The sequence below is a fragment of the Amycolatopsis halotolerans genome (assembly GCF_042647905.1).
Taxonomy (GTDB): Bacteria; Actinomycetota; Actinomycetes; order Mycobacteriales; family Pseudonocardiaceae; genus Amycolatopsis; species Amycolatopsis halotolerans.
This window is the reverse complement of the sequence record NZ_JBHRWI010000023.1, coordinates 1-15,918: the sequence shown is the minus strand read 5'-3', so window position 1 is coordinate 15,918 and position 15,918 is coordinate 1. Positions and strand designations below refer to the sequence as shown.

The window sequence follows — 15,918 nt, the reverse complement described above, 5'->3', positions numbered from 1 at the left end:
TTGTCGGGGCAACGAATTCCACCGGTGAGCTCGGCACGATGCGCTCCATCAGAAGAGAGTCCCTTCGTCCGCCTTGGGTTTCCGCGCGCCCTTCTTCTTGTCGTGCAGACCTTTCGCGACTTCTTCGGCGTAGCGTTCGTGGTTGAGTTCGAGCAGGCTGTCGAGGATTTCGCGCTGTGCTGCGGGGCCGATGGTGTAGCGGGTCTCGCGGCCGACCTGGTGGAAGCCGTGGTCGAGACCGCCGATCGCTTCGATGCGGTCTTCCCAGTCGTAGGCGCGAATGGTGGCCTCGTCGATCGCCCGGTGAATGGCCCGGAGTTCCTCGACGGCCTTGTCGCGACAGTTTGGGTCCAGGACGAGGTTGTAGGTCTTGGTCAGGCCGGTCTGGCGGGATAGCATCACGTCCCGGCGGAAGGTGTCGAGCTGGTCGCCGAGGTGGCGGAGTTCCTGGGTGAGTTTGGGCAGGGGGAGAGTCTCGAAGACATCGGACGGGGTGTAGCGCACTCGGGTCTCCAGCGTGGATGCGCGTGTGATCGCCCACCAGTAGTGCGGTGTGCTCGACAACAACGCCAGCATCGCACTGTCGTCGGTAGCGAAGACGCCGAGCATGTGTGAGAAGACCTGGCCGGTCGGCACCATCACCGGCATCACGGTCTTACTTACAAGCGTGATCACCACGACCCGCTCCAGCCCCGCGATGGCGGTGTAGAGCTCGGGCCTGGAGCGTTCGTATAGCCACCAACGATCTCGCGCTGTTTTGCTATAGCGATTGCTTTCTCGTTCTGGCTTCACCAGGTGCAGGACCTGGTCGTAGCACTCTCGGTAGGTTTTCGCGCGGTCTTCGGGCCAGTCCTGGAAGTTGATGATCCATCGGCTCGCTGAACAGCGCGGGTTGGAGTTCAGGTCCTGGCCGTTGAGATAGGGGAACAGCACGTCGGCGTTGCGGGAATCTCGGGCGATGAGCTCCTCGGCTGCGGCCGGTTCCATGGTGAAGCCGAGGCCCAGGATGTTTGAACCCTGGAACGACCTCCTTGAGTTGGCCGACAACCTCGCCGGGTTACCGGTGGCACGGGAAACGGCGTCGAGGGAGGGGGTGATGCCGGGGACAACGACACCGTCGGCGAGACGCTGAGCCTTGTCGTTGAGCTTGGTGCGGCTGGTCCACACCGCGCAGAACTCCAAGACGGCCGACTTCGAGGGCCAGGGTTGACTCTTGATGGACTGCCGGATCGTCGTCTCGCCGGCGGTGATTTGATCGAGTCCGACCTCGCGGGTATCGCCTTGCGCGAGCGTGTTAGTGGCGATCAGGCCGGTTTGGCCCATCGAATCCAGGACTTCGTGCGCTCGGAGCGAAAAGTAGGCGATTAAGTCGGCGCTGCCGCGCACTCCACCGCCAAGGGCGGTGACGAGGTATTCCCGGAAGGCCGTGCCCAGTGCGCCCGTCAGCTTCTGTCCCCCCAGGAAAGGCGGGTTGCCGATGACGGCGTCGAAGCCGCCTTGTGCGAAGACCTCCGGGAACACCAGGGGCCAGTGCAGCGGTTCGCGTGGAAACGAACCGGAGGGAAGGTCAGTTGCCAGCCATTGGTTGCGTCGGGTCTGGGCTTTTTCTTCTGCAGCACCGGAGGCGATCTCTTCGGCCAGGCGCTTAGCTTCGAGCACCAAGTTTTCCTGGTCCCGCGCGTCCTCGTCGGCGAACTGCTCCCGTAACTGGGCACTGCGTGAGCCGGTCGCCTTGCGGCTTCCCGCCAGCGCCGCGCCCACGACGAGGTCCGCGAACAGCCTCAGCCGGTTGGACTTTTCCTCCGCCTCCCGAAGGGCTGCTCGCTTGGCCTCCAGGCCGGACAACGTCGAACCATCCATTTGGGACAGTCGCTCGCGGATATCAGCGACCTCGGCGACGAGGGCTGGAACTTCTGCAGCCCAGCCGAACAGGTCAGCCTGTTCGCGGCGTGCCCGCGCGACGTCCAGGTCCATGCGCTCCAGCTGCTCCGTCGAGGTGATGCCCAGCAGCGAGTCGCCAGCCGCGAGCCGGTCGTCGAGGAACGTGAACGGGCGCTGCGGATCCATGGACACCAGCCACAACGACAGCTTCGCCATCTCCACTGCCATCGGGTTGATGTCCACGCCGTACAGGCAGTGTTCGATGATGGCGCGGCGGGCTTTGATGACGACCTGGTCGGTTTCCGCCGCGCGCTCGGTGCCGGATGGTGTGTAGTCGCGAACCGCGGAATCGCCTTCGCGGGTCCATGCCTCGATCAACCGGTCGCCGAGGTAGCGTGCGGCTGCCACGAGGAATGCAGCGGAGCCCATCGCGATGTCGGCGACCTTCAACGCGAGGATCTGCCGTGACGACTTGAGCTCCCACTCCTCCTTGGTGGCCGTCTGCAATGGCCCGGGCTCATACACGATCGGTTCGAGCGCACCCTCGACGATCTGCTCGGCCAGGAACCGGGGCGTGTAGTGGGTGCCGGTGTTCTTGCGCAGCGGCGAATCGGTGACGAACAGCTCGCCGGGCATGACGACGACCGGCTGCTCCCGCAGGTCCTGCCGGATGATGCCGAAGAACGGCAGCAGCCGTTCGGTCAGCGAGTTGTCCCCGCGCGTTACCGAGAGGAGTTTCCGGCGGGCTTCCTCCTTGGCGGCCCGGGCCAGCGGCGCGAGGCTCCTTTCCACCGCCGTGGCGGAACCGACCTTGTAGTCCTTGAATTCCTCGGAGATTGTCTTCGCCAGCGTCTGGACATCAGGACATCCGGCGGCCAAGGATTCGAGGTCGCGCAACGCGACTTCCTTCTCGAAGCCCTCCTTGCCGATGAGGCTGACGGTGACGTCTTCGGCGCGGAAACCGTCGTAGGACAGCAGGCCCTCGTAGACGTAGCCGATCTGTTCCACGTCGAGTTCGCGGAACGACAGCGTGCGCTTCTCCCGCGCCTTTCCAGTGCCGATCTCGACTTCCTGCAGGGCCTTGAGCATGTGCAGGACCGTCCGGTCGTCGATCTTGAGGACCTGCAGCCACGGGAACTGGTCCGGGGCGAACAGCGACCCGTCGAGCGCATGCATCCGCAGGCGGGGATGGTCGACGCCGTTGTAGATGGCCTCGAACAACGCAAGCAGCCGGTACCAGGCGGCCGAGGAGTTCTCCAGCTCCGTCTCCGAACCCTGCAGCGCCAGGTCCTGCAGGTCCGCGCGGAGCCGCCCGGCCGAGTAGGCCGAGGAGTAGAGGTCGTTGTCCGAGGCCAGGAGCTTGCGCTCCTCCGCGAACAGCACGAACACCACGCGCATCATCACGGTGACCGCGGCCCGGTACACGTCGCCCGCGTCAACCCGCTCCAGGCCCGGCTCGCCCCGCTCGCGGGCGGCGGTGTCGGCGCGGCCGAACGCCGCCACCAGCATTTCGACGGCCTGACGGACCTGCACGCCGAGCCGCTCGGTGATGTCCTCTTGCGAGTCCTCGCTCCGACGCAGCAGTGCGACGAGCTTCTCGTCGTCGGGCACACCGAAGAACCGCCTGCGGTTGAGCAGTGAGAGGAACGCCCGGACCACATCGCGCTCGGCCGCCTCGTTCCATGCGACGGCGTCGAAGACCGCTGTGGTGGTGACCTTGCCGCGCGGTGCGGAAACGAACACCCACCAGCGTCCGTCGGTCACGAGCCCGAGCTGGACCTCGTGATGGCGGCACAGCTGCGCCATCCGGTCCACCGGCGTCGCCGCCCAGGCTTCACCCGCGATCCGAGCGGTCGGCTGCGTACCCGGTTCGCAGATCAGCCCGAGCATCCGCGTCGTGGCGGGCTTGGGATCCTCGCCCGGCTCGACGAGCGCGAACGACGGGTTGATCCGGGTCTCGTGCTCGGTGACGTCCACGCCAAGCGCATCCAGCCGGCCGAGGTCGTTCCAGTGCAGGGCATCGCCCCAGCCGAGCAGCTCACCGAGGATGAAGTCCGCCCATGCCCGCTGACCCGCCGCCGGGTCTCCCTGCCACGTGGTGTGCGCGAGGCGCAGCTTTTCGCGCGTCGGCTTGTCGATCGCGTCCAGGTTCGGCCAGGTGGCGCGAAGGACCGGCAGCGACAGGAACGGGCCGGTCACCTCGATCAGGCTGAGCCAATCACGGTGCTGCTGCGCGCTGTCCGGTGCATGGGGACGACGGGGCGTCATCGGATGGCCTCCCGTTTGGGCACCACGAACACCACGGCAACGGGGAAGCGGTGTGGTTCCTGGTGGCGGTAACGGGCCGCGATGGCGTCGAGCTCGCGGTCCCGTTCGATGGTCAGTTCGGCGAGACGTGCTTCCCAGTGCCTGCGGTCCCTGCGGTATTGCTCACGCTCTTCCTTCGAGGCCTTCTGCACGTCGACCAGGCTGAACAGCGCCTCCTCGTCGTTCTCGTCGGCAAGCTTTTCGCGCAGAGTCGCCGAGAACTGTTCGATGGTGGAGGTGATGCGGTGCTTCTCGTCGACCTCGCGCTGTTTGAGCGCGCGGCTGAGCGACTCGAGCCGCGTGTTCTTGCGCCATTCGATGGCATTGAGCAGGCCGTCGGACACGCGCGGCCAGCGCTCCGCGATGCGGCGCCACACCGGGGCGGACACCGGTTTGCCCTGTCCGAGCGCAGTGTCGAGGACATCGCCGAGCACGCTCAGGTTCTCCAGCCGGCGGAACCGGCCGTGTTCGGGTGCCCAGCCACCGGCGTGCAGGACCTCCTCGTGCAGCCGCACGCCGTCCGCACCGACGATGAGGAACCGCGAGTAGGCGCCGACGAGGACATCCTCGAGTCGAGGGTCGTCACTGACCACCGCTGTGACCCGGTGCAGGCCGATGTCGTCATTGGACACCGCTGCCCGGAGAAGCCGGGTCGACATGGCGACCAGCGGGTGGTTGAGGTGGGCGAGCACGACGTCGTCGCGGCCGCGAGCGACCTCCTGGTCGAAGGTGACCGGCAGTTGCCGTGGAACCACACCTTTCTGGTGCTTGTCCGGCTGGTACTTCTCCAGCAAACCCGCGCTCGCCCGCACCCACGACCCGGTCAGTGTCGGCACATCGAACATGCCCTCGGCCAGGTGTTTTTCGTCAAGGTACGGCTTCAGCGCCTGCTGGCGGGCCAGCGTCAGCGCCGTGTCCACCACTCGCTTGACCCGAGTCGGCGTGATGCCGAGCTCGGTCACCGTCTCGTCGAGGTTCGACCGGATCCTGCGCACCTGATCGCGCACGTTCTGTTCGGCGGGCAACCGGTCCTTCTTCTGGCCGGCCCTGTCAATGTCGAAGTCGGCGATCTGACCGACCATCCGCCGCTGGATGGCGTCGGAGAGCACGGCGTTGACCGAGCCGAGATCCGCCTCCATTTTCGTGACCTTCATCGCGACCCGGGACAGGAACTCCAGATCGGCCTCGTACCGGTCGACCGCCCCCTCCCAGCCGGTGCCGACGAAATGCCGGATCTCTGGTGTCTGGGTCTGTCCGTAGCGGTCGATGCGGCCGATGCGCTGTTCGAGCTTGTTCGGGTTGAACGGGATGTCGTAGTTGACCAGCCGGTGACAGTGTCGCTGCAGGTCGATACCTTCGCTCGCGGCGTCGGTCGCGACGAGAATGCGCACCTTGCTTTCAGTGGGGTCCTTCTGGAACGCGAGGCGCAGTTGCTCACGCTCGTCGGTCGTCATACCGCCGTGCATCTCCGCCACATACGGCGCACCCATTCCTTCCTGCCTCAGCAGGCTGAGCAGCCAATGCTGGGTGTCGCGGTACTCGGTGAACACCACGACCCGCTCGTTCCTCCAGTGCTTGTCCGGCTTGCAGATCGCCTTCAGGTACTTGATCAGCTCGTGTGCCTTGGCGTCGGACCGGGCCTCGTGGGTCAGCGCCCACTCATGCATGCGCTTGAGGAGGTTTTTCTCCTCGTTGTCCGCGTCGGGCTGCATTGGGCGGGTGCGACCGAACGCGTCATCCTCGGCCTCGGAAAGCTGCTCGTCGTCGTAGGTCGCGATGTCGTCGAAGAAGTCCTCCATCCACTCCGGCACTTCGTCACTTGCCGGCGTCACAGCACGGATCTTGGACTCGAGCGTGTCGGTGTAGACGGCCACGGTGTGCGCGAACGCGGCAGGACTGGAGAACAGCCGTTTTTTCAGCAGGAGGGTGACCAGGTCGGTGGCCTTGCGGCCGCGCTGGGTCGTGAGCTTCTTGTGACGGAGCTCGGCGAACTGTGTGAGCACGCGATGGATCTCGCGCTCGGTGTCGGGATACTCCACCGGGATAGGTCTGGTGTCGCGGGCCACAAAGCGTGGCGTGCCGTCGGCATTGACGATGTCCCGTTTGAGTCGTCGTACGACCGTGTCCCGTGCCGCGGACTTGTCCGGCTCGACACCGCGCGCGAAGCGCTGGTCGTCGAGTATCTCCAATAGCGCGGTGAACGATGCCTGGTAGCCGTTGTGCGGGGTCGCGGAGAGAAAGAGCCGGTGGGTGAAGTGCGGGGCCAGCCTGCGGATCAGCTTGGTCTGCTGGGAATCGACGGCGTAGACCTGTTTCGGTGCGGCTGGGGCTATGTGATGGGCCTCGTCGAGGATCATCAGGTCGAACGTGCGCGGGTAGGTCGGTCCGTCCGGCGGCAGCACCTCGTCGAGCAGGCGTTGCGCCTTCGCGCCGCGAAGCCAGGGCAGGCTGACGATCGCCAGCGGGTGGACGTTGAACGGGTTGGCCGCGCTGCCGAACTCGCGGCGGACCTCGGCGCAACGCTCCGAGTCGATGACGGTGAAGTCCAGGCCGAATTTGTCGGCCATCTCGTCTTGCCATTTCACCGTCAGACCGGCGGGGCAGATGATCATGATCCGCTGGGTTCGGTGACGCAGCAGGAGCTCCTGCGCGACCAGGCCGGCTTCCACCGTCTTGCCGAGACCGACGTCGTCGGCGAGCAGCAGGTTGACACGAGGGGCGTGGAGGGCGCGGACGACCGGTTCGAGCTGGTAATCCTCGATCGCGACACCTGAGCGGAACGGCGCTTGAAGGGTTCGGACATCCGCCGACGCGACGGCGGACCAGCGGACCGCGTCCAGGAAGGCGGCGAGCTGCCCGGGCGGATCGAACTTGCTGGTCACCTCAGGCAACGATCCGGAGGGCAGGACCTGCCGCGCGGGTTCGACCTCCCAGATCACCTCGAGCGACTCGCCGAAGCGGCCCTCGTCGACGCTCTGCAGCTTGAGCAGGGTGCTCGAATCCGTCGCGTCGATGTCGCTGACGAACCACTTCTGGCCTCGGACCGAGACCAGATCGCCCATCGTCGGCGTATTCGTCGCTGCCGCGGTCATGATGGCCTCCCTCGTGCACAGCTTCGCTCGTTCACTTCGCCCATGCTTCCTCCAATGCCGCGACGATCTCATCGTCACCACGCTCCCGGTAGGTGGCGATCAGCGTGTGCCGGTCCGCTGCTCCCGACAGCCGAACGGCCGCTGCCAGCTCACGCTCGGCGTTCTGCGTCGCTGCCTCCCAGCGGCCCGCAAACCACAGCGCGCGAGCGAGCGGCGGGTCGTCGGGCATCGGGACGGGGACCTCGACGTCGAATATGCCGTCGTCGCCGAACCACAGGAATACGACCGCGCCGATGGGCGTGCCGGTCCGCTCCAGCAGGAGCCGCACGGACGGGACGGTGGGCTGCAGCCCCGACCAGCGCACGGCGCCCAGGCCGACCGGCGAGTGGAACTCGACCTGGTCGTCGCGTGCGAGACCGATCGCGGTCGCGAGGGCGACCGGAATCGGGACGCTCGCCCCGCGGAGATGATCCTGCGTGATCTGCACCCGCAACAGCCAGGCGCCGTCCTTGCGGAACAGCCGGCCGGTCTCCTCGGGCGTCTTGCGTGCGGCAGGGGACCTGGTGCCGCGCCAAACGCGCCCACTACGTCTCTCGAAGGGGTGTTGTGCCGCGGCCACGGAGATGGCCGCCTCCGAGGTACCCGGGCGCGTGCCTGGATCCGGCCGACCAGCTCATCCAGCGGGATGCTGCCGGTGACGTCCAGAATGGTGTCGATCGTAGCGACCAGGTCGCTGTCTGTCTCGGAACGCCACGTCGCCAGCGCCCACCCGCCGCGCTCGGCCAGGGTGAATCGAGAATCCGTCCCGAGTTGCTGGGCCGCGTCGTCAGGCGGCAGGTACATCCCCAGCTCGGCGCCCAGCGCGTAGAACAGTGCAGGTGGATGGTGCAATTCGGCGCTTATCTGGCCGTTCCCTCGTTCGGTTGTGCTGAACAAGGACTGCGCCATGAGTTCCCCTCGAGTCAAGCGTGCTGCGCCGCGAGCGCGTCCCGATATGTCCGTTGATGAATCGCTTCCCAGCGTATCCACGTTAACGGTCTGAGCCCAAGCTTTAGCGCCCCGTGACAATCAGGCTGCCTGGTACCAGGTGGTCCGCCTGTATGAATCGCCGGCATGCTCGGCGCTTGCCCTTCGGTTGGTGTGCCGGTCTGGGTGGCGCCGTTGGTCGCGCCTGCAGTTGATTTGACGGTGGTGGCGTTGCTGGTCGCGATTCGGCGGTTATCGGCGTTGCGGGGCTTTCCTGTAGACCATGCGGTCTGCGCGCCGGTTGCTGGTGGGCGCGAGTGTGGTGACGTTGGCGTTGAGTGAGGCTGAGCCGCTTGCGGCTGGCGAGGTCGGCAGGGCGTTGTTCGACGCGGTGGGGCCGTTGTTGCTGATCGGCTGGTCCGAAATCGGCCCCGGGCTCTTGCAAGCTCTTGCCGACGTGCACGGGGCAGCCGAACAGCGTCCCGGTGCGTCAGTGGCCGTCCACCATGAGTCCTTGTCGGAGGGTGCCGGTGAGAGAACAGTTCGGCTTGACCCCGTCCTGGTGGAGCGGGCACGACAGATTGACGCGGAGCATCGTGCGCGGCATCAGCATCCGGTTCCGGCGGAGGTGCTGCCGAAGAGGAGTGGCGCGACGAGCCCAGTTCGGCTCGGCGGTGATCGCTCGAGCCTAGTCGGTGTCCGCTGTCGTGCTATGTCATGACAGCCGGTTCTGATTGGCCGCGGCTTCTGTCCGGGGCGTGTTCGCGAATCGGACGGTGAGTCGTTCGTTGAGTTCCTTGTCCTAGTCGTTGGAGTACGAGCCATAGTGCAGGTGGCAGCCGGCTATCTCGTCGAGGAGATCTTCGAGCAGGTCGTGAGCGGGCGTGCGGGATCGAGGAAACGTGTTATCCGGGTATTCCTGATTTGTGGGAACAGCATCGTCGACCCCCTCACTGCCAGAATGGACCCGACGCGTCCCTGACCTGCGGTTATCGAGAGCTGGTCGAGGTCGCGGGTTTCACGGCCCGCAAGCCTCCGTCGCCGCTCGTCGCGGAACACTCGAGGTCGGGGCCGACATCGACCTGGCGGGAATAGTGACCGAGCTGGCCAGCGGACCGCGCTAGTGCAGCGCGCGTGCCGGGTGAACCGGCGCGGCGACCACGAGCACGGCCCGGTGACCCACCGATCGTATGTTGATCCTCAACGAGCGGCGTCTGCGGGCTGTGCTCGCCGAGTACGTCCGGCACTACAACGTCGACGGCCGCACCGTTCTCGCCAGCTTCGCTCACCCCGGCCCATCTACCCCCGTGGCAGACCTCAACACTCAGCGGATCAAGCGACAGCGGCTTCTCGGGGGCCCGATCAACGAATACGAACGAGCTGCGTAAAGCCGCTGGTGAGCGTCGGTGAGCGACTTTTGGAACCACGCACGCAACCCCGCCATGCGGTCGGAGTTACGCGCAGTGTGCGCGAATGCCGCTCGCAGCGTTGGAATGGGGCCGTGGTTGCGATCCATGATCGCGCCGACTGTTCCGTGGATAAACGCACCCGCGCTCGACATTGTGCTCTCATCTCTTGGTTGACGTGGTCGACGAGATTGTTGACTTCGAATCCGATCTGGTGAGCGCGCTAATTTTTCGATGTCGCCCGGTCTGCTTCTTGGCTATCGATCGCTCCTGCCGATGTCAAAGCGTGTTGTGTCGCCATATCGTGGTGTGGCGGATTCTTTCGTGCTGGAAGTGGAGTTATTTAGTTCGAGCATTTCTCTGCGAAGGTTTTCCGATGTATGCCAAATGCTGGAAAGCTCGGCGTAGAGGTCACGGCCGGAATGGCTTGTCGGAGGCGTATAAAGGCGAACTAGATCTGTATAGTGCGGACGGAATCCGAACCAGATGTCCGATAATTGAAACATTGTGGTCGGTCCAGTGCTGTCGCGCACGTGCAGGATGGTGAGTCCTTCGCTCGCGGATTCGCCTACTGTGCGGGAGTTGGATACGAAGATCTTCCAGAAGAGATCTGCGTCGGTGTCCAGTTTGCGGGCGATCGGATTTTTTCCGATGCGATTCAAGGCTGTCTCGATCGCGGGGGTCAACTCGTCGAAGGATGATGGCAGCTGCACCTCAGTGTTGCGAGCTCGCGACACCGGCAAAATGTCTGCCTCGAAGAGTTTGCGTAGCCGGGCGATGCTTTCGGCGCTTGAATAGTTGGTCTCTTGCCATAGGGTGGCCAGTTGGGCGCGAAGTGCTTCTTGTTCGTCCAGTCTGGCTGACCCGTGTACGAATAGGGTATGTCTCGCGAATGCCTCGCCGACCTGCGAGGCGCGGTGGATCTTCATTGCGCCGGTCAGCACGAACGCGTCCATTGAGGCCAGAAGGCCGCGGGCATGAGGGTCGACGCGGCGGACGAAGGCGGCCTCTCCGGACCTGGCCAGGTCCAACTGTTCGGTCGATGCCTCCTGGCCGGCGTCATGGAAGGTGTCGGGGCCAAAGTAGTCAGTGGGCTTGGGCAAGTCGACGATGAAATCGTTTCCATTGTCGGCTGGGAGGTTTACAAACGGACTGTGGGTGTAGGCAACGTACTGTGCGTTCGGGAGCGTATGGAGCAGCCTTCTGACATGCCGGTCAACGGCGGATCCGGGCTGCGCGATATCGGTGTCCAGGTCGACTACGAGAGTTGGCACCTCGGTAAGCAAGAGTGCTGCGGCATTCAGGTCGGCGTTGAGCTTCCGCAGTACTGCGGCATTTTTCTTGATGACGAGCAGCCGTACCGCCGTGCTATTCAGGTTTTCCGGTGAGTTCAGTGGCTGATCAGGCTGTTGCTTCTCGAATTCCAGTGCGCGCAAGCGCGGGCCCAGCCTGCTGTAGTCGAGGTCCGGGCCGGTTAGGCGGACGATGGCAGGCTCGTCTGGCAACGAGGGGAGCGCCTCGTCCAGGCGTTCCTGGACCTGGCGACGGAGTGTGTTCAGATTGCCGCCGAGGACGATGACCAAGCGGTATCCCGCGTCCACTGCCTTCGCGATGAGTCCGGTAGCGGCGGCGGTTCGGCCGCTTCCTGGCTGGGCGATCACCAGCCCCTTGCGGTGATTAGGCGCGCTGGCGGAAGGATCCGCTAGCTGCGTGAGCACCGAGGTGGCCACGGAATCGGCATTGGCGATCGCCTGAGCAGACCAGCCTCGGGCTTGCAATGATTCCCGGTAGAATCGCCAGTATCCTCCACAGATCGCCCGCGTTTCCGGCAGTTGGATGGCGGCAGAGTCGTCGAGACGTGCGAGGAGAGCAGTTCGTTCACGCTCGAGTTCGGCGATCCGGTTCTGCGCTACCCGCAGTTGCTGAGGTATGGACTCGCTCGCCGAGGAATGACCGTTTCTGAGCTCGCGGTTTTCTTCCAGCAGCTCCTGACGGCTCAGCGCGAGAGACTCGAGACGATCTCGGAGGGCTGCCGCCTGCTTCTGCAGGCGCTTCGCATGTCCCCACGTCCCGCTCTGAGCGTCTTGAGCAGCGTGCATCAGGCTCAACAGCTCTCGGGGCTGCCCAGGTTGCGGAGCTTGGAGCCGCAGCTGAACCTCGTCGACGAGGTCGTTGATGAAGTCCTCGGACGGTAAGACCGCGCCGCTTAAGTAGCGGGTCACTGTGCTCGCCTGGAGCGCCTGCTTCCTTGCATATTCACGCACGGACGTCGGAAGCAGCACCCTGAACTGCGCACGCAACGCATTCGCGAGCGCGACTCGCTCGGCGGGGAGGTCGGTTCTCAGCGGTGCAAGGTGACCGGAGGTGTGCCGCACTCGCTAAGTAAACCCTAGGAGCCGCGCGTTGCCCAGATGTTGCACAAAATTTTGCAACGCGTTGCAATTGATGCAACACCAGCTCGGACGGCAGCGTGACATGCATCGACCCACGACGAGGAGGATGGGCATGGCTGAAAAGAAGACCGAACAGTCTCAGGGGCCGTGGCGGCGGGCAGGTGCGGAGATCGCGCTGGGGTTGCTGAAGGGACTCGCCAGCGGTTGCGGCGGACTGATCATCACTGCGATCAACTGGTGGATCGCATGCCGATAGCAGTCGCGACAACGGAGACGATCCTTTTTCCGATGTCGCTGGCCGATCAGAGGCGCAGCGCTCTGTCAGTCTGCCGGCTTGGGGGCCGGCAGACTGAGCAGGGCTGCGGACACGGGCGGCCCGATTCGACGCTGTCGTTGTCCGTGAGTGCCCCGCTTGGCAGTTCTGTTTCGTTGGCCGGGTTCGACCTGCCGCTCGTCGGAGTGTTCTTGCCCGCGTTCGAACGTGATACGTGGCGCGCCCGAGTTGGGCAGGTGCTCCGATTGATCCGGAGCATGCGAGAACTGTTGGGGCTAGCCCGTAGTCTCTATGCCCTGGCCCGCGGAGGTGACGATGGCACGGCTCAATCCCGCCACCCGGTTTCTAGGCAACTTCGCTCCCTCAAATTTCGGTGACCCCGTGGCTGAGGTCGGCCTGTTCCGTGATAGCGGGATCGTTGTGCTCGAGGGCTTCTTCACGCAGAGGTGGTCGCCGCGGTCGACGGGATGCTCAAACTCGTCGAGGACGCCGACGCGTTCAAGGTCATCGAGCTGATGCGGGTCGGCGCGAAGTCTCGGGCTCGCCTCGGGCTCGCCAATGACCACAATGGACAGTCCAGAACCGGAAGAAACCCCTCCAGAAAACCAAAATCCCCAGGTCAATGAAACTCAAGACCTGGGGAGTGAGTGTGCGCCATCAGGGACTCGAACCCCGAACCCGCTGGTTAAGAGTTCGCAGCCTGACGTACCGGGTGGTGCCGAGTGATGTCGGACAGGGCCGTTTTCCCCAGTGCGGGCGTGCCGCTGGTGTCGGACCGTGTCGCGGTTTGCCGTCGTGTTTCTGCGCTCTCGGGCTCCCCTCGGGCTCGCGGGTGCCGGGTTCTGTCGGCTGGTGCGAGGGTCTCCGGTTGGTTGTATTTCCGGTCGTTGGCGCGCGTCGTCGGGGTGGTGCGGTGATGGGGGAGACCGGGAATCGGGTTGCTCCGAACCTTGCTCTGTGGGTGCAGTGCGCGTGTACGGGTCTGGTGGGGGCGGGTGCGGCGTATGCGTCGTATCGGCATGGCCGGGAGTTCGCGTTGCGGTTCGGTGCTGATATGTCGACAGCGTCGATCTGGCCGTTGCTGGTCGACGGGTTGCTGACGATCGCCACGGTCGAACTGTGGAAGAAGAGGAAGGTCGGTCGGGAACGCGGCCGGTGGGTGGCGTGGTCGGCGTTCGTATTCGGGATCGGGCTGTCGCTGCTGGCGAACGTGGGGTCGACTCCGGTGGAGAGTCCGCTGCAGGTGGTGGTGGCGGCGTGTCCGCCGGTGGCTTTGTTGTTCGCGGTGGAGTTGTTGAACCGTGCGTTGAAGCAGCGGAATTCCGAGACCTGCTCCGAGACCGTGTGTGAACGAGGCGAGACCGAGACGGTCGCGGGTCGTCGCGGGACCGGGCCAGCGGGCCGGGGCGCAGTCTCGGAGGGTCTCGGCGGAGAGGGTGTGTTCACGGCGGAGGAACGAATGTGGGTTCACTATTCGGAGCAGGTTGCTGTGGGGCGTTCGCCGAGCGGGGCGGAGTTGGATCGGGTGGCGGGGACGCACAACTATGGTCGTCGTGTCCTTCGCCGATGGCGGCGATCGGGCCGCGTGGCGACAGTTGCCGCCGATTCCGGCAAGGCCGAGGAGCCGGCGGAAGATGCGCTTCTAGCTGCCGGCTGACGAAGCGCCGTGCCGGGCGGTAACGGCGGTCGCCTCGGCGGCCCCGCTTGGCGACTAGCTGTTCCACCAGCGCTTCGTCCAGGGCGTCGCTCTCGTTGTTCAGTTCGCGCAGCTCATCGCGTAGGCGTTTGGCCCTCGGCGTGGTTAGTTCGCCGATCGTTTCGTAGGCACCCGGCTAACTCGGGTGCGCCGGCCGATTTTCCGGCGCGTTCTTGCGGCGTGGATTGTTCCGGCTGCGGCGACCGGGTGCGCGCGTTCGCGCGGCTGCTCCGGCCGGCGGTCCGTGGCGGGCCGCTCGTGCGGCGGTCGGACCGCCTCGAGGCTTGGGTGCTGATCGTCCTCGGGGCGGTCGTCGCGATCGCGTTCGCCGCGGGCTGGGAGGCCAGCACTCTCATCCTGCTGGCGGGTCTGGACCGGTCGGTCCGTAAGCTGCTCGATGCTGGCCGGCACCGAACGTGGGCACGGCGATGGGCACGACTCGACGCCACGAGAAACGCTTCGGGACACAAACGCGAGCGTTCCGCGCCCGCTGTCGCCGGAGGAGCGGCTTTCCGCGCTGTCGCCAACTCTCAGCCTGAGTCGTATCGTGCGATCGGCCGTGACCCACGCGGCGGCGGACGGCAGTTGGGGGGCCTCATGGACCGAATTCGGCGCGGTGAGACCGACTGGGCGGGATGGCTGCGGCGGTGGGACGCTCAGCAGGAGGGCTATGTCGCCCGCCGCGAAGCACGGTTCGCTGCGATGCTCGATGTGGCGGCGCGGCTGCTTCCCGCGTCGTTCGTCGCACTGGACCTTGCTTGCGGACCCGGGTCGGTGAGCCAGCGGCTGCTCGGGCGATTTCCCGAAGCGCGGGTGATCGCCGTGGACATCGATCCGGTCATGTTGGAGGTCGGCCGCGGGGCTCTCGGCACCGGTGGCGGGCGGTTGCGCTGGATCGAGGCTGATCTGGCGTCGTCCGACTGGGTGGGCCTGCTCGGCGGCGCGCGGGTGGACGCGGCGTTCAGTTCGACGGCGTTGCATTGGTTGGAGCCTGCTGCCCTGATCCGTCTCTACGGTGACCTGTCGAGGGTTTTGCCGTCCGGCGGTCTGTTCCTCAACGCCGACCATTTGCCGTTCGGTCCGGAGCTGCCGACCTTCGCCGACCTCAGCGATCGCGCGCTGGACGAGCAGTGGTCGGATTCGGAGTTCGCGGCGCGGGGGATCGAGACCGCGGAGCAGTGGTGGGAAGCGTTCGCGGACGAGCCGGCAGCTGCGTCGATGCTGGAGCAGAGAAGGGCACGGTTTGCCGGCAAGCGGCGGCCGGAGACTCGGCTCGACCTCGACGCGCACGTCGCGGCTCTCCGCGACGCAGGGTTCCGCGAGGCGGGAACGGTCTGGCAGGAGCTGTCGAATCGTGTCCTGCTGGCGGTGCGATAGGCGACTGAAACAGGCCCGGCATCCTTGCGCAGGAAGTCGGGGATGCTCCGATTTCCCGAGTGGCCTGGCTTTGTGTTGCCGCCACGCGAGAGCGCATTGTCCGATGGTGCGGATCGCGACGTGGCTCGGTGCGGCGGTGTGGGCTGGTTCCTGGCGGGTGATGTATCTCGAGATCACCCGCTGGCATGACGTGAAGCCGACCTTGGCGTTCAATCCGGGACCGCCGATCCCCGGGACGAACATCAGAGCCCGCCCCGGGGTGCCGTTGCGTCTCCTTTACGTCGCTTGCGCGGCAGCGCCGGTGGTGGTGACCGGAATCGTCCGCGACCTTCGCGAACGCCGCCGCACTGGGCATTCGTTCAGAAGCGGCCGACGGTGAGCGCGCCGTTCGACGCGTTCCAGCTGATCCGCCCGTGCTGGAAGTCGTTGCGCCTGACGCCTGGGATTCCGTACTCGTCGCTGGTGGATCGGCCGTGTCATGACAACCGTGTAAGCCGCGGATGGACCAAGATCGGGTCGCTGACGG

General features: G+C 65.4%; 10 protein-coding genes. 5 read left to right on the top strand and 5 right to left on the bottom strand.

Annotation, left to right across the window (positions count from 1 at the left end; all coding sequences use genetic code 11):
• Window positions 1-48: 48 nt before the first annotated feature.
• The 3 genes from ACFORO_RS20225 to ACFORO_RS20215 form a co-directional block, all read right to left on the bottom strand.
• Entirely contained in the window at window positions 49-3,858 is a 3,810-nt protein-coding gene (locus ACFORO_RS20225; protein WP_377875773.1) for an Eco57I restriction-modification methylase domain-containing protein, read from the bottom strand.
• 287 nt (window positions 3,859-4,145) lie between these two features.
• A complete protein-coding gene (gene drmD / locus ACFORO_RS20220; protein ID WP_377875795.1) occupies window positions 4,146-7,250 on the bottom strand; it encodes a DISARM system SNF2-like helicase DrmD in 3,105 nt (1,034 codons plus the stop codon).
• A gap of 61 nt (window positions 7,251-7,311) precedes the next feature.
• On the bottom strand, window positions 7,312-7,899 hold the full coding sequence (locus ACFORO_RS20215) for a hypothetical protein (protein ID WP_377875771.1): 588 nt from the start codon (window positions 7,897-7,899) through the stop codon (window positions 7,312-7,314).
• A gap of 1,537 nt (window positions 7,900-9,436) precedes the next feature.
• Here ACFORO_RS20215 and ACFORO_RS20210 point away from each other — a divergent pair.
• Window positions 9,437-9,634 carry a transposase gene (locus ACFORO_RS20210; protein ID WP_377896611.1) on the top strand — a complete coding sequence of 66 codons (198 nt, stop codon included), beginning with the start codon at window positions 9,437-9,439 and terminating at the stop codon, window positions 9,632-9,634.
• Between the two features lie 275 nt (window positions 9,635-9,909).
• Here ACFORO_RS20210 and ACFORO_RS20205 read toward each other — a convergent pair whose 3' ends face one another.
• Window positions 9,910-12,027 carry a Z1 domain-containing protein gene (locus ACFORO_RS20205; protein ID WP_377875769.1) on the bottom strand — a complete coding sequence of 706 codons (2,118 nt, stop codon included), beginning with the start codon at window positions 12,025-12,027 and terminating at the stop codon, window positions 9,910-9,912.
• Between the two features lie 130 nt (window positions 12,028-12,157).
• On the opposite strand from ACFORO_RS20205, the gene ACFORO_RS20200 reads away from it, so the two are divergent.
• From ACFORO_RS20200 to ACFORO_RS20185, 4 genes are all read left to right on the top strand, one after another.
• Entirely contained in the window at window positions 12,158-12,301 is a 144-nt protein-coding gene (locus ACFORO_RS20200; RefSeq protein WP_377875767.1) for a hypothetical protein, read from the top strand.
• A gap of 934 nt (window positions 12,302-13,235) precedes the next feature.
• The gene (locus ACFORO_RS20195) at window positions 13,236-13,976 is read left to right on the top strand and encodes a DUF2637 domain-containing protein (RefSeq protein ID WP_377875793.1); all 741 of its coding nucleotides are present in this window, start codon (window positions 13,236-13,238) and stop codon (window positions 13,974-13,976) included.
• 636 nt (window positions 13,977-14,612) lie between these two features.
• On the top strand, window positions 14,613-15,392 hold the full coding sequence (locus ACFORO_RS20190; protein ID WP_377875765.1) for a methyltransferase domain-containing protein: 780 nt from the start codon (window positions 14,613-14,615) through the stop codon (window positions 15,390-15,392).
• A gap of 106 nt (window positions 15,393-15,498) precedes the next feature.
• Window positions 15,499-15,771 (top strand): hypothetical protein, encoded by a 273-nt coding sequence (locus tag ACFORO_RS20185; protein ID WP_377875763.1) that lies wholly within the window; start codon window positions 15,499-15,501, stop codon window positions 15,769-15,771.
• Here the strand turns inward: ACFORO_RS20185 and ACFORO_RS20180 are convergent.
• Complete coding sequence (locus tag ACFORO_RS20180; protein ID WP_377875791.1) at window positions 15,752-15,838, bottom strand: hypothetical protein; 87 nt, start codon at window positions 15,836-15,838, stop codon at window positions 15,752-15,754. The genes ACFORO_RS20185 and ACFORO_RS20180 overlap by 20 nt on opposite strands.
• Window positions 15,839-15,918 lie beyond the last annotated feature (80 nt).

Coding starts and splice junctions, on each gene's coding strand:
- ACFORO_RS20190 (WP_377875765.1), top strand. CDS start 14,613: ATGGACCGAATTCGGCGCGGTGAGACCGACTGGGCGGGATGGCTGCGG.
- ACFORO_RS20200 (WP_377875767.1), top strand. CDS start 12,158: ATGGCTGAAAAGAAGACCGAACAGTCTCAGGGGCCGTGGCGGCGGGCA.
- ACFORO_RS20195 (WP_377875793.1), top strand. CDS start 13,236: ATGGGGGAGACCGGGAATCGGGTTGCTCCGAACCTTGCTCTGTGGGTG.
- ACFORO_RS20210 (WP_377896611.1), top strand. CDS start 9,437: ATGTTGATCCTCAACGAGCGGCGTCTGCGGGCTGTGCTCGCCGAGTAC.
- drmD (WP_377875795.1), bottom strand. CDS start 7,250: ATGGGCGATCTGGTCTCGGTCCGAGGCCAGAAGTGGTTCGTCAGCGAC.